The sequence below is a fragment of the Mesorhizobium sp. ORM8.1 genome (genome assembly GCF_053005525.2).
On record NZ_CM132600.1, the window covers coordinates 1,410,319 to 1,423,444 of the forward strand.

Sequence of the window (13,126 nt, forward strand, 5' to 3'; positions counted from 1 at the left end):
CATCTTACGCGCCAGATGTCGAAGCGCTTGAAGCGCTCTCCATCGCACGCGGTAGTGCGACATGATCGGCTGTCCGATCTATCCAATCGATATTCTTGTACACTAGAGTGTACATAAATGACATTACGCGGCGACTTTTCGCATTTCCTGTATCGGTAAGCACCCGCTATGGTACCATCCTTTTGTATACTGACCGGTGTTGTTGCTAGGGAGGGCCTGCGGTGCCTGAACTCTCGACGGCTCTCCGCATCCCGGCGGCGCAGTACGTTCGCATGTCAACGGAGCATCAGCGTTATTCGCTGGAAAACCAAAGCGCCGCCATTGCTGAGTACGCCGAGGCGCGAGGCTTCGCAATCGTCCAGACCTATGCCGACGCCGGCAAGAGTGGCCTGAGTCTAAAGGGCAGAGAAGGACTCCAGCAGCTGCTCGCCGATGTCGTGACTGGCCAGCGTCATTATTCTGCAATCCTCGTATTGGATGTCAGCAGGTGGGGACGTTTCCAGGATACCGACCAAGCCGCGCACTATGAATTCATCTGCCGCGATGCCGGGTGTAGTCTCCATTACTGCGGGGAACCCTTCGAGAATGACGGCAGCATGGTTGCCAGCATCGTAAAGAACCTAAAGCGGGTGATGGCAGCCGAGTACAGCCGCGAACTTTCCAGCAAAATCTCCAGAGCGCAGATCCATCAAGCTCGCCTTGGGTTTAAGCAGGGCGGCCCTACGCCGTACGGCATAAGCCGCCTTCTGGTTAGCCGAGATGGAACCCCCCGATTTTTGCTCGAGCCAGGCGACCGTAAGGGGCTGGGGTCGGAACGAATAGTTTTTGTGCCGGGGCCTCTGGACGAACTCAAAATTGTACGCCGGATTTTTCGCATGTTTCTGACGCAAAAACGGAGTGTTGCGAATATCGCCCGCACGTTGAACGACGAGCACGTGCCGTCAAGAGGTGGCGGCTTATGGGGTTGGGAACGGGTAAGAGGTGTCCTGCGCAATGAGCTGTTGGCTGGCTACTACGTCTTTAACCGGACGAACCACAAAATGAAAAAATCGCCAAGTCGAAACCCTTCCAATCTCTGGGTACGAACGCGGGTGATGGAGCCCATCATCGATCCCAAAACGTTTGCCCGAGTGCAGCGGGAATTCGGGTCGAAGCGCGTCTATACTCTCCCAGAACCGCAAATGATCAAAAGTCTCAGGCGCCTGTTTGAGGAGAAGAAAATCCTTTCGGAGGATCTCATCAACGAGTGCCCTTACATACCGTCCGCGCACGCGTACTGGAAGCACTTCGGTAGTTTATTGAAAGCCTATAAGACGGTTGGATTCATGTGTCCGCCGGGTGGCCAACGAGGTAGATATTACTCGAATGACGAGTTGCTCAATGGCATTCGGCGATTGTATGCGAAGTTCGGCTACATCACGATGGCCCTGGTTAATAGCGACCCTAATCTTCCGGGAGATAGGGTTTTCAAACGGCGCTTCGGCTCAATGATGAAGGCGTATGGCCTTGCCGGATTTCCGACGACAAAAAGAGAATGTATCTCAGCATCCCGAGCGCGCGTAGCAGCTCGACAGCGGATAGCAGCTCGACGCCAAAAGAGCGGCTGAAAAGGCTGGCCTGCCGCGCAATGCAACGCCAGGACAAAGCATGTGCCACACCGGTCGGCGTGCAGGCGCCAGACGCCGCTGGTTGTGGCCAACGGTCATTTTCACGTTACTAATTTAACCAATCATTGACCGCGCTGTCCTATTCTGAGACAGCGCGGTCATAGTGTGCCCAACACCTGGATCGCGCAGGCGGCTTCGGCACCCACCCCCGCCGCACTGTCGGAGCCGCCACCTTCCTCTTGTACTACCATTAATGGTTGAATCAACGGTTACCACACGTACTTTCCAGGACGCTTCCACGATCGCTAACTTGTGCGGAATAGCGTGGGAAACGTCGAAGGAAATAGCATCATTCGGTCGTGTCCCATCAGGTGGTGTAGCTGGCGGTAACGAAGCCGCTCGCGAGCGCGCCGTTAGTAGCGCTGTAGCGAGTGAGCGGCGTGTCGGTGGTCATCGGCGCTTTCCGGTAGGGTTTGGTTGTTGACGCCAACCCAATTCGGAAGGACCACCGATGACCGACGACATGATGAACCTGCGCACGCTCGTGGAGAAGACCCCGGATGCCGATCTCTTGCGCGAGATGATCGGCTTTGCCGCCGAGCGGCTGATGGAAATGGAGGTGGGCGCGGTCACCGGCGCCGCCTATGGCGAGAAGAACCCGCTGCGGATGGCCCAGCCAACGCCGTGGTTATCGAGATGCTCAACGCGCAACTCGCTGCCGTAGCCGCCCCGCGCACGCCTATCCGACGCAAGTCTGGCAGCTTCGATACCTATGTCGTGTCGAATGGCACGTTCCTGGAACTTCAGGCGCTCTACCCATGAGCACAACAGGGCACCTCTCAGACGCAATATCGGCTGCAAGCCTTGTCCTCGCGGTGTTGGCTGCGCTCTACACCCTGTGGCTGCCGGAGGTTTCGGCGGCGCTAGGAATTACATCAGAAGCCGATCCCGACAATCGCGGACCCCAGCGCAGCCGGGTGAAGATCGCCATGTTCACAAAGGCGCTGCCTCTTGCCGTCGCAACCGTGTTGGAAGCGTTTATCCTTTTGCCACGGGGCATTGCGATCATTTGCGAGGCCTGGACCCGCAGGTCCGACTGGTATTTCGATGACGTCAAAGCCTTTTTCGTGCTGACGTTCATGTTGTTGCTCCTGCTCGCCTTTGTGGCGTTCACCCAGTTCATCCGGCTCATCGCCAAATGGGTAGCTCTTAACAAGCGATAGTTGCGATGCCTCCGCCTAGATCACCCACTGCAATACCAGGCCGAGCGTCGCAAGGCCCATGGCCGCGGTTGAGAGCCAGCCGAGCAGACGCAGCCACCCTTGCACCGAGAATTTCCCCATGATGTCGGCCCGCCCGGCCATCAACATCATGACAATCATGACCGGAACGGCGCAGACGCCGTTGATCACGGCGCTCCAGTAGAGGGCTTTGATTGGGTCGATCGGCGTGAACATGATGCCCGTGCCGAGTGCCGCCGCCGCCGCCAGGGTGGCGTAGAAGGCCACCGCCTCCTTGGGCTTGCGCGACAGGCCGACCTTCCAGTGCAGTGCTTCACCCACCGCGAAGGCGGCCGACCCGGCAAGCACCGGCACCGCGAGCAGGCCCGTACCGATGATGCCGGCGGAAAAGATGATGAACGCGAACTTGCCGGCCACCGGCTCAAGGGCCTTTGCCGCATCCGTCGACGAAGCAATATCGGTGACACCCGTCTTGTGAAGCGCGGCTGCGGTTGTGAAGATAATCGCCAGACCGATGAGATTGGAGAGGGCCATGCCCACCAAGGTATCCGCCCGGATGCGTTGGAACGCCCGCGAGGCCTGCCACGGCGCCCATTTGAGCGGCTTGGCGGCGGGTTTCAGTTCCTCCTCCTCCACTTCCTGCGAGGCCTGCCAGAAGAACAGGTAGGGCGAGATGGTGGTGCCGAGAATGGCGAGCAACGTGGTCAGGAAGGTGCCGCTCCATTGGATCTGCGGGATAAGACCTTCGGCAGCCTCGAGCCATGACACCTTGGCCGCGAACATCGCGATCACATAGGCAAACAAACTGAGCGTGGTCCATTTGAGGATAGTGACGTAGCGGCTGTACTGCAGGAAAATGATCGCCGCGACACAGATCAGCGCGAAGCCGACAACGTAGACCGAGCTTGGACCTCCGACCAGCAGTTTCAACGCGTCGGCCATGGCGCTGAGATCCGCACCAATGTTGATCACATTCGCGGCAAAGAGGAGGAGAACGATAAAATAGAGCAAGGGGGCGGGGTAGTGGCGGACGAGGTTGCCCGAGATACCTTTGCCGGTGGTGCGTCCGATCCGCGCCGAAATCTCCTGGATGGCGGCCATTAGCGGAAATGCCAGGACCATCGTCCAGCCGATGCTGAACCCCAGCTGAGCTCCCGCCTGGCTGTAGGTTCCGATACCCGATGGATCGTCGTCAGAAGCGCCGGTGATGAAACCCGGGCCGATGGTGCGCAGGAACCGCTGAAAGGGCCCTTTCGCTCTGACATTGCTCTGTTCGCGGGAAACTTCCGAACTGACATCGCTCACGTTTTGCTCCTCCACGCCCAAGCTGCGGAGGGCCTGCGACGAAGGGTTCGACCCGATCGAACTATCCGACGACATATAAGCGCTTGCTAAGGCAGGTCGGGCGGAGAATGAACGACGAAGACCCCTTCCGGTTCCAACTGGTGACAGCTACAGCCCAACGGGTCCGCCCCGGTTGTCGGCAGGACCAAGGTGCTGGAGTGCCGTCCGGACGGCGGCGAGCAGGGATGCGGGGCTGTATGGCTTGACCAGCCATCCCAGAGGCTCAGCTGGGCCTGCGCGCCCGCGCATCGCCGGGTCAGAGTGCGCCGTCGCGAACACCGAACGAAGGCCATGGTTCCGGAACAGCTGCAAAGCGGCCTCGATCCCGTCCATGCGGCCCGCGAGGCGGATGTCCATGATCGCCAGAGCCGGGCAGTCCGCGGCAACGACCATGAGCGCCTCCTCACCCGACCCGACGACATGAACTTCGAAGCCGGCTGCAACTAAGGTGCTTTCCGCCTCGAGGGAAATCAGGAAGTCGTCTTCGACTATGAGAATTCGGACCGGTGCCGCAGCGTTGGTTTCCTCCGCCGACTTGGCTCCCGCCGGCGCGTGCAGGGAGCGGGGCTCGACGGGTCGGTAGCTGGCTAGGCTGACAGGACTGTCCGTGGAGGGGTTCATGAGAACTGGATGCTGCAACGCGTTTTGGGATTCGTGGTCACTTTCAGCTCCCCATGCAGCTGACGCGCCAGGCCCTGAACCAGCTTCAGCCCGGACGACTTACCGCGCACTGCGGCGAGGTCGAACCCAGGCCCGTCGTCCTCGACGGACATCTCGAACCGGTCGCCGGCGCGACTAAGCGCGGCCCGGACAGTCCTTCCCGAAGGTCCATATTTCACCGCATTGGTAATGAGCTCGTTGAGAATGAGCGCCAGCGGCATGGCGGCATCGTTGGAGAGGTCGGCATCGTCCAGGTCGCACTCAATGCGAATGTCATTGGGAAACGTGCGTCCGATCGTTTCACAGACAGTCCGGAAGAACTTGCAGGCGTTGAACCGTGTCGAATCCACAGTGCCGTAGAGGACTTGCTGCGCCGCAGCCATCGCCGCGACCTGATTGCCGGCTTCGCGCAGGACCTGCCGCGCCTCCGCATTGGAAGTGCGCTGGCCCGCTACGTTGAGCAGCGACTGCAACATATGCATGTTGTTTTTCACCCGGTGGTTCAGTTCGTTGAAAAGAAGCCGCTGCTGGGTCTCAGCCTGCTTCCGCTCGCTGACGTCCACAAGCATATTGATCCCGCCGACGATCTTGCCATGCTCGTCGCGCAGTGGCGTAGGGTAAGGAATGAAGGGTATGCGAACGCCGTCCGGACGCTCGGCGACGGCTTCGGCATTGCGGATTGGGCGGCCTTCTTGAGCGCCACCGCCATCGGACACTCGTCGTGGGGCAGCGGCGTGCCGTCCGGCCAGTAGAGTTTCCAGGTCACGCACCATTTGTCGACGCCGATCTGGGGGACGCGCCCGGATAGGTCGACGGCGGCCTGATTGAAGAAGGTGATCGTTCCCTCGGCGTCGGTGGTGTAGATCGCGGCCGGGATTGCTGCCAGCAATTCTCTGAGCTGACGCTCGCCGGCGCGCAGCTTGGCCTCGGCAGCCTTGCGATCGGTGATGTCGCGCGCGATCTTGGAGGCTCCGACGATTCGGCCGTGGCTGTCGCGGATCGGCGAGATCGTCAGGGAAATGTCGACGAGACTGCCATCGCGGCGGCGGCGCACGGTTTCGAAATGGTCGACCACTTCGCCGCTGCGTATGCGTCGGATGATTTCCGGCTCTTCGCCCAACCGATCGTCGGGGATGAGCATGGTGATGTTCCGGCCGACTGCTTGGTCGGACCGGTAGCCGAACAGGCGCTCGGCGCCGACATTCCAGGACATGATGGTCCCATTGAGATCCTTGCTGACAATGGCATCGTGCGAGGACTCCACGATGGCGACGAGCTGGCTCGCGGCGCGTTCGGTCCGCTGACGGGCAGTCTCCAGCCTGACCCGGTCGATGGCAAAGCCGAGTTGACGGGCGATGGTCTGGGCGGGGCGTATTTCCGATTCGGCAAAGGCATGCGGCTTGTCAAAATAGGCCATGAACTTGCCGAGCAGCTGGCCCTGCGCGGTAATGGGGATGAAGGCCAACGCACCGATCCCTTCTTCACGAACCGTGGCCTTGAGTGTTCCCTCCAAATCAGAGCTCTCGACGTCGGCAATCACCAAAGGGTCCGGATCGGGCGTATCCCGTGACCAGGGCGTATGGCCTTTCACGGCGCGCCGGTAAGCTTCTGAGAGCCCCGTGGAAGCGACAAAGTCCAGGGCGCCGGCCTCATCGAACAGAAGGACGGACGCGCGATCGGCCTTGAGTGCCCGCATAATCGCGGCCACCGCAATCTCATGCACCTCGTCGAGGCTCGACGCATGCTGGAGGTGGTCGGTGAATTCGAAAAGGGCGGTTTGCTGATCGACATGGCGGGCGAGAGCGGCCTCTGCCTCTTTGCGGGCCGTGATGTTGTGCTGCACGCGGACGGCATGCACAAAGGCGCCCTTGGCGTCTCGCACGTTCGACGAGGTGATCGCCACCCAGATCTTGGCGCCGTCGCTGCGCAGGAAGCGCTTCTCAATGGTGTAAGAGTCGATGTCGCCTTGGACCTGGCGTTCGAATTGCTCGCGGTCGACATCAGCGGTCTCCGTCAGCTCCGGATCGAAGATCGATCTCCCAATGAGATCTTCGGCCGGCCGCCCGAGCAGGCCAGCCAGGTAGCTGTTGACCCGCTCCAAGTGTCCTTGGGCATCGACCTCGGCGATGCCGATTCCGGCAGCCTCATACGTCGCGGCGAGCCGTTGCTCCTGCTGCCATAGGCGCTCATCGGCCTGGTGCCGATCGGTGGCATCGTGGAAGCAGTTGATAGCGCCGACGATGCGCCCTTGCGCATCATGGATCGGCTCTATGTGGACCATGGCCCAGATGGAGGAACCGTCAGGCCGCTCGATCTTCCCCTCGGCTCCTCGCACGGGAACGCCCGTGCGGAGCACGCTGGCCATAGGCGTCTCGTCGCGGGCGATGGCGCGCCCGTCGAAGTAGAGACGATAGGAACCGCAGTAGAGCTCGCTATCAGAACCAATCAGCGGCGTTCGGCCCCAAAGGTCAGCTGCTCTCTCGCTGAACCAAAGAATCCTGCCGGCGGCGTCGCAGGCGTAGACCGCAAGGGGCAATTTGTCGATGAAGTCAGGCGCTTCGCCCAGACCTTCCGCGCCGGGCCGCAATTGAACGAAGCTTTTGGCAACGTTCAGAAGTTCGCTATCCATCAACCGCACCCGTCTTGGCAGAACCACCCCCAACGCAAGTCTGTCTGAAAGGTTCCGCAGTGACTTTGAGGGCCGATTTCCCGAGGATGCGCGTGTAAAGCAGGTCGCCCTGGCGCGCCGGAACATAGGCGACCCGGCCGGTTTATCGGGTCGACACAGGATTCGCCGGCCGGAGCCACCAGCAGGGCTAGCGTTGCCTCGTCGAGCATACCTTTTTAAGTTCGGCCAACAGCTGGTCGTGGTCAACCACGCCGCGCCTAAACAGGCATAAGAGGTTCATGGCGATCCGCTCGCGATCTTCCGCGCGGGTGATGCGATTCCTTGCGAGCTAGCCAAACCGCAAAAGTGGCTGATGGTTCCTCAGACAGGGGTGCGCAGGACTTTCTTGTCGCGACAGGAACAAAGAGATTTTCGCCCTCTTGTTGTCCAGGCCAGCACGCCAAGCCGAGGGCGTGCAGTCTCGGGCCGTTCGGAGCACGGCCCGGCGAGCTCATCATCAGGCCTCACCTCTGGCGGGCTCGCGAGCCCCATCCCGCTTAGCACCACGGCTTGGAACGAACCCATTACTTAACTGTTTGTCTTTGTCTCACTCATTCACAGGAGGTCACGATGGGACGCGGTATTTTGCTCTGGCTGCTGGGGGTTCCTATCCCGATCATCATTCTGCTCATGCTGTTCGCTCGATAGTGGGAGGTCGGAATGGCCAGCGTTCTCTCTCCCGAGGTGGCTTCCGACACCACGGTCGAAGCCTCGTCCTCTGCTGTAAGCTGGGGGCCAATTGTGGCCGGCGCATTTGCAGCCTCAACACTCACTGTAATCCTCCTGCTCGTCGGAGCGGGTTTAGGTCTTACCTTTGCTTCGCCATGGAGCGCGCCGTCCGCGACGACGTTTGCGGTCACGGCGGCCATCTGGCTTGTCATCGTCCAGTGGCTTTCCGCCGGCGTCGGCGGCTATCTCACCGGGCGACTGCGCACGAAATGGGTCAGCGTCCACACGGATGAAGTCTACTTCCGCGACACCGCACACGGTTTCCTGGCCTGGGCCTTGGCAACGCTGCTCGTGGCCGGCGTTTTGGGTTCCGCGCTTTCCTCAGTCCTCGGTGCGGGCATTCAGGCGGCATCCACGGTGGCCTCCGGAGCGGCATTGGGCGCTTCGGCCGCGGCGACCAACGCGGCGGGATCCAACGGCGCGACGGATAGTTCGCTCGGCTATTTCGTGGACGAATTGTTCAGGCCGGCCGACAACGCGACGCCTGCGGCGCCAGCGGGCCAGAATGACAACACGGCCGTCGCCCAGGCAACCCGTATTCTTGTTGCCAGTGCAGCCAACGGCCAGGTCACCGCGGAAGACAAAACCTACCTGGCGAAGCTGGTAGCTTCCCGGACCGGCCTTTCGGAAGCGGACGCAACGAAGCGGGTTGATACGGTCCTGGCAAGTATCAACGACGCGAAAAACAAGGCCAAGGCCGCTGCCGATAAGGCACGGAAGGCCAGCGCAACCTCGGCGATGATCGGCGCACTGTCGCTGGTGATTGGCGCTTTCATAGCGAGCGCTGCGGCAGCTCTCGGGGGCAAACAGCGAGATGAGGAGGAAGCCCTGTTCCTCCGAGGATCTGCTCCACGCCCATAGGCCGCGGTCTCAGGATCGCAACAGACTGATGATCGCAGCTTGAAGCCCGTCGCCACTGCTGGCGGCGGGCTTTCTCGATTGCGGGCTACGCTGAGCAGGGACGGGAACGCTGAAGAGCGGTCCCGCCGCGTGTGATCCTTCAGTCCAGAACCTTGACGACCGTATGCGTTGCCGGATCGACGACCACGGTCCGATTGTCGATCACCGTGTATTCGTACTTCACGTTGGGTACTTTATGGAGCTCGACCTTCTCCGGCACCGTGCTTCCCACCTTCAACTCCACGCCAGGCAGCTTGATCGAGGCGAGCGGTTCCTTCTTTACATACTCGCGGATGGTCGTCTCTTGCTCAGGGGCCAGAACAACCGTATCCGCGATTGCGACGCTGATGCCGGACAACAGCAGCAGGCCGGCGACAGAATTGGTGATCATCGTCTTCATTCTATATCTCCTAAACTGCGCCCCTTTCCCGATACCGGTTCGAAACCGGCAGAGTCGCCGACAGGGGACCGTTTTCGGCGATCCACCAAAGCAATGGCGTTCCGGCTTCGATGTTTCACTGGAAAGACCGAGAGGGACCAATGCCATTTCGCATGGGGCTAAAGTCCCAATGAGCATTGGCGAGTGCTTGACACGCTCCAAACGTTGCTGACAGCCGTTCAGAGCAATTCGACGACGCCAGCCTTTTCCACTCCTTCGAACATCACCGATCCGCAAGCCCTGACGCCTGCCCGGCGGGCCCATGCAATAAGGGCTTTTCGGGCCGCTTCGGCCTCGCAGCGTCCGTCATACGCCGCGCAGCAGGCCTCGCGGGCGCCTGCATGCAACTTGCATCGCTGTTCAAACGGCCATTCTTCGAGGAATTCGAACGCGTCCATCGCATCGTAGATCACCCTGACCCCAAGAGAAGCATGTTCGACCAATATTGGCGGTTCAAAAATGTCTGCCATAAGATCCTCCGCATATACGGCCGCACCTCGGCGGCTGGCAGTCGCAGCCCGATTTCGGAAGATATTGGATGGGCGATTTCCAGCTTCAAGCGACGCAAAGGCGAAGTTCGGCAGCAGCGCTTCAAAGCGTGCCCGCCGCGCTACTGCCTTTATCGCCGTGCGGGACGCCCCCTACCCTTTCCGACCGCGCGCCTTTGGCTTCGGTGCTGGGGCCGCGCCAGGCTTGCGACCAAGGCCCAGCGATTTGGCCAGGGTGGAGCGGGTTGCCGAGAAGTTTGGCGCGACCATCGGATAATCCTGCGGCAAACCCCATTTGACGCGGTACTCGTCCGGCTTAAGTCCATAACTCACGGCTAAGTGCCGTTTGAGCGACTTGAACTTTCTGCCGTCTTCCAGGCTCACGATGTAGTCGGGGAAGACCGACCGTTTCGGGTTGACCGCAGGCTTCAGCTCGGGCGCGGGCGGCTCCTGCTTGCCTACGATTCCAGAAAGGGCGGCGTCCACGCTTGCAATAAGTTCCGGCAAACTCGAGGCTGCCACGGGGTTCTTTTGAACATAGGCAGATACGATGTCGGCCGTCAGGTGGATCCGGCTGAGGTTCTCGTCAGTAGACAAGTGCGTCGCTCCAAGGTTCGTCGTCGATGTCAGTGTAGCCATAGCAAGTCGTCTGCTACCTAGCTATCAGGCCTACAGTGTACCGCAAGTCCCGGCGGCCCCTTCAAACACACCGAGACGCGCATCTTTACCCCGCCTTCTCAAGGGCCCTTCTGGCGCTTCTCGATCACGTAGGAGGCCCAGCGAAAGCACATTCCGATCATGGAGGTCGCAGCACCGCCAAACAGACCAAATCGTAAGGAATGGACTTTGGGACGCGCTCTTCCAACTGAAGATCGCCAACAGAATGACACTCACCGTAGAAACCAGATAGCCAATGCCCTTCAGGGTGTGCGGTGAAACCTTAGCCATCTAAACCTCCCTCTTGCGCCGTGGGCAACACTTCGGCTGAACCAAAGTTCCCGATTGGCGTGAGCTCCACGAAAACGGGCGCATTCCCAGGGGATGTCTAAGACGGACCTTCCAGGTCGATCGACCGCTGGCGTTTCGCTTCCAGGCACCGCGCGCGGAACATCTCCACTTCAGCCTCGGTGAGATGCTCGATGCCGATGAAGTCGTTCTTGGCGCGGCCGGAGCGGATCAGTTCATCCAGCTTGGCCTGGATCGCCGCACCGTCCCGGTTCTGCGTGTTCTGAATGAGGAACACCATCAGGAACGTAACGATGGTCGTGCCGGTGTTGATGATAAGCTGCCAGGTCTCCGAATAGTGAAAGACAGGCCCGCTGGCCGCCCATAACTGACCCCAGGCACAGGGCGAACGCCCCAGGTGCGCCCCGCCGCGTGGGCAACGCTGTTGGCGAGACGATTGAACGCCTTTTCCATGATCATCTTTCCTACGATTGCGGGGGCACAACCAGGGATTCGGCGGCAAGGGAGTCGAGCACCTGCAATGCAGAGCTGCGGCTACTGTCCATCAAGAGGCCCTGTCGGGCGACGGCGATGCGGTAGGCTTCGAAGGCCACTCTCGGCTGACAGACACCTGCCTGGGCTTTGCCAAGAAGCTCTGCGGCTCGCAGATAAGCGGGATTGCGCGGATCAGGCCAATTAAGGTCCAAGGTTGCTGCCGCATCGGCCACGGTTGCGACAACGACCGGCCGGCGGCCCAGAAACCCAACGGTAAGGGGCAGAAAATCTGTCATGCGATCATCTCCATTTCACGTGCACGATCAACGCTGATGGAGCCTGCGGGTTTCGTCCGAAAGGGAGTGTCAGGGAACCTTTTTGCACTTCGCGCGTGCTTTCCTCGAAGGAACGTCCGGACCGTCAAGACATGACCGATTTTCTCAAACTCCCGGCTCGCTCCGGTGACCTCTACCGCGTGGTTATCGAAACCCCGCGGGGCTCCGCCGCGAAGGTGGCTTACGAGCCCAAAACACAGGTGTTCGAGTTTTCGCGACCCCTTCCCGTCGGCAACACCTATCCTTTTGATTGGGGGTTCATTCCGTCCACCTTGGGGGATGACGGCGATCCGCTCGACGGCATAGTCCTGCATCAGGCCGCGACAGCGCCAGGCGTCGTCATCAAATGCCAGCTCCTAGGTGCGGTGCGCATCAAGCAAAAGGATCCTGACGGAACCACTGTCCGCAACGACCGCTACATTTTCTGTCCCCATAAGGAGGATGCGCCTGACGAGGCCGTGGCCGCCGATCAAGTGCCGCAAGAGATGCGACGGGAGATCGAGCAATTCTTTCGCTCATCGGTCATGGGCACGGGCAAGAAGATCAAGCTGAAAGGCTGGCAGGGTGCTGACGAGGCGGCCGCAGCTCTGCAACGAGGCATGAAAGGCTTTCGGCGGGGGTGCGCTGAGATGCCTTTGCTGCGTGACGTTCCGGTCAGTGCCATCCACCTCTGCGTGGACATGCAATGCATGTTCATGCCGCCAGGCCAGTGGGCGGTCGACTGGCTGCCCCTGACCCTTCCCAAAGTTTTGAAGCTGGTCGAGCGTCGGCCGCAGCACACAATCTTTACGCGCTTTATTCCGGCAAGCCGGCCTGGCGACGGCCATGGCGTCTGGCGCAGTTATTACGAGCGCTGGGCTGAGATGACCCTTGAACGCGCGGGACTGGGAGGCATTGAGATTGTTACGCCGCTGCGGACTTTTGTGCCGCCGGCCCTGCAATTTGACAAATCGGCTATTCGCCATGGTTCAGCGGCAAGCTGCGCCAAGCGCTCGGTGCCAGCAACGTCGACACCCTCATCATCAGCGGCGGAGAAGCCGATATGTGCGTGCTGGCCACGCTCATGGGCGCGATCGACTATGGCTTCCGGACCATTCTCGCGGAAGACGCGATCTGCAGTACCTCCGACGAGGCTTACGACAATATCGTGAGGCTCTTCACCGAGCGGTATTCGCATCACGTCGAAGTGGCGCCGGTCGAGGAAATCCTTGATGGCTGGCGCTAGCCAAGCGCTGGACTCGGTGCTTCGAAGCGGCAACGCCTGCCAGTCATTTC

At 60.4% G+C, this 13,126-nt stretch carries 13 protein-coding genes and 2 pseudogenes; 6 read left to right on the forward strand and 9 right to left on the reverse strand.

Annotated elements, in window-relative coordinates; genetic code table 11:
* The first annotated feature begins 221 nt into the window (after positions 1-221).
* From ACVDG8_RS07450 to ACVDG8_RS07460, 3 genes and pseudogenes are all read left to right on the forward strand, one after another.
* A complete protein-coding gene (locus tag ACVDG8_RS07450) occupies positions 222-1,607 on the forward strand; it encodes a recombinase family protein (protein ID WP_447254142.1) in 1,386 nt (461 codons plus the stop codon).
* 511 nt (positions 1,608-2,118) lie between these two features.
* Positions 2,119-2,304, forward strand: a pseudogene (locus ACVDG8_RS07455) (IS256 family transposase); the annotation flags it as partial.
* Between the two features lie 121 nt (positions 2,305-2,425).
* Entirely contained in the window at positions 2,426-2,830 is a 405-nt protein-coding gene (locus tag ACVDG8_RS07460) for a hypothetical protein (protein WP_447254144.1), read from the forward strand.
* Positions 2,831-2,845: 15 nt separating this feature from the next.
* Here ACVDG8_RS07460 and ACVDG8_RS07465 read toward each other — a convergent pair whose 3' ends face one another.
* From ACVDG8_RS07465 to ACVDG8_RS07480, 4 genes are all read right to left on the reverse strand, one after another.
* A complete protein-coding gene (locus ACVDG8_RS07465; protein WP_447254145.1) occupies positions 2,846-4,153 on the reverse strand; it encodes an NRAMP family divalent metal transporter in 1,308 nt (435 codons plus the stop codon).
* A gap of 147 nt (positions 4,154-4,300) precedes the next feature.
* The gene (locus ACVDG8_RS07470; protein ID WP_447254146.1) at positions 4,301-4,813 is read right to left on the reverse strand and encodes a response regulator; all 513 of its coding nucleotides are present in this window, start codon (positions 4,811-4,813) and stop codon (positions 4,301-4,303) included.
* Positions 4,810-5,421: a sensor histidine kinase gene (locus ACVDG8_RS07475; RefSeq protein ID WP_455707607.1), complete on the reverse strand. Its 612-nt coding sequence runs from the start codon at positions 5,419-5,421 to the stop codon at positions 4,810-4,812. Before ACVDG8_RS07475 ends, ACVDG8_RS07470 begins: the two co-directional genes overlap by 4 nt.
* Positions 5,355-7,481: a PAS domain S-box protein gene (locus tag ACVDG8_RS07480; RefSeq protein ID WP_455707608.1), complete on the reverse strand. Its 2,127-nt coding sequence runs from the start codon at positions 7,479-7,481 to the stop codon at positions 5,355-5,357. The genes ACVDG8_RS07475 and ACVDG8_RS07480 overlap by 67 nt, the downstream gene beginning before the upstream one ends.
* A gap of 699 nt (positions 7,482-8,180) precedes the next feature.
* Between ACVDG8_RS07480 and ACVDG8_RS07485 the strand changes: the two genes are divergently transcribed.
* Positions 8,181-9,110 carry a hypothetical protein gene (locus ACVDG8_RS07485; protein WP_447254148.1) on the forward strand — a complete coding sequence of 310 codons (930 nt, stop codon included), beginning with the start codon at positions 8,181-8,183 and terminating at the stop codon, positions 9,108-9,110.
* Positions 9,111-9,249: 139 nt separating this feature from the next.
* Here ACVDG8_RS07485 and ACVDG8_RS07490 read toward each other — a convergent pair whose 3' ends face one another.
* The 5 genes from ACVDG8_RS07490 to ACVDG8_RS07510 all read right to left on the reverse strand — a co-directional run bounded on the left by ACVDG8_RS07490 (position 9,250) and on the right by ACVDG8_RS07510 (position 11,812).
* A complete protein-coding gene (locus ACVDG8_RS07490; protein WP_447254149.1) occupies positions 9,250-9,549 on the reverse strand; it encodes a DUF1236 domain-containing protein in 300 nt (99 codons plus the stop codon).
* 218 nt (positions 9,550-9,767) lie between these two features.
* Positions 9,768-10,058 carry a DUF982 domain-containing protein gene (locus tag ACVDG8_RS07495; protein ID WP_447254150.1) on the reverse strand — a complete coding sequence of 97 codons (291 nt, stop codon included), beginning with the start codon at positions 10,056-10,058 and terminating at the stop codon, positions 9,768-9,770.
* Positions 10,059-10,229: 171 nt separating this feature from the next.
* Positions 10,230-10,673: a MucR family transcriptional regulator gene (locus ACVDG8_RS07500; RefSeq protein ID WP_447254151.1), complete on the reverse strand. Its 444-nt coding sequence runs from the start codon at positions 10,671-10,673 to the stop codon at positions 10,230-10,232.
* 448 nt (positions 10,674-11,121) lie between these two features.
* The gene (locus ACVDG8_RS07505) at positions 11,122-11,544 is read right to left on the reverse strand and encodes a low affinity iron permease family protein (RefSeq protein WP_447254152.1); all 423 of its coding nucleotides are present in this window, start codon (positions 11,542-11,544) and stop codon (positions 11,122-11,124) included.
* Positions 11,507-11,812 carry a DUF982 domain-containing protein gene (locus ACVDG8_RS07510; RefSeq protein WP_447254153.1) on the reverse strand — a complete coding sequence of 102 codons (306 nt, stop codon included), beginning with the start codon at positions 11,810-11,812 and terminating at the stop codon, positions 11,507-11,509. Before ACVDG8_RS07510 ends, ACVDG8_RS07505 begins: the two co-directional genes overlap by 38 nt.
* Positions 11,813-11,943: 131 nt before the next feature.
* Between ACVDG8_RS07510 and ACVDG8_RS07515 the strand changes: the two are divergent.
* Both ACVDG8_RS07515 and ACVDG8_RS07520 read left to right on the forward strand, forming a co-directional pair.
* Positions 11,944-12,396: pseudogene (locus ACVDG8_RS07515) on the forward strand (inorganic diphosphatase); the annotation flags it as partial.
* Between the two features lie 434 nt (positions 12,397-12,830).
* Positions 12,831-13,076: a cysteine hydrolase family protein gene (locus ACVDG8_RS07520; RefSeq protein ID WP_447257258.1), complete on the forward strand. Its 246-nt coding sequence runs from the start codon at positions 12,831-12,833 to the stop codon at positions 13,074-13,076.
* Positions 13,077-13,126 lie beyond the last annotated feature (50 nt).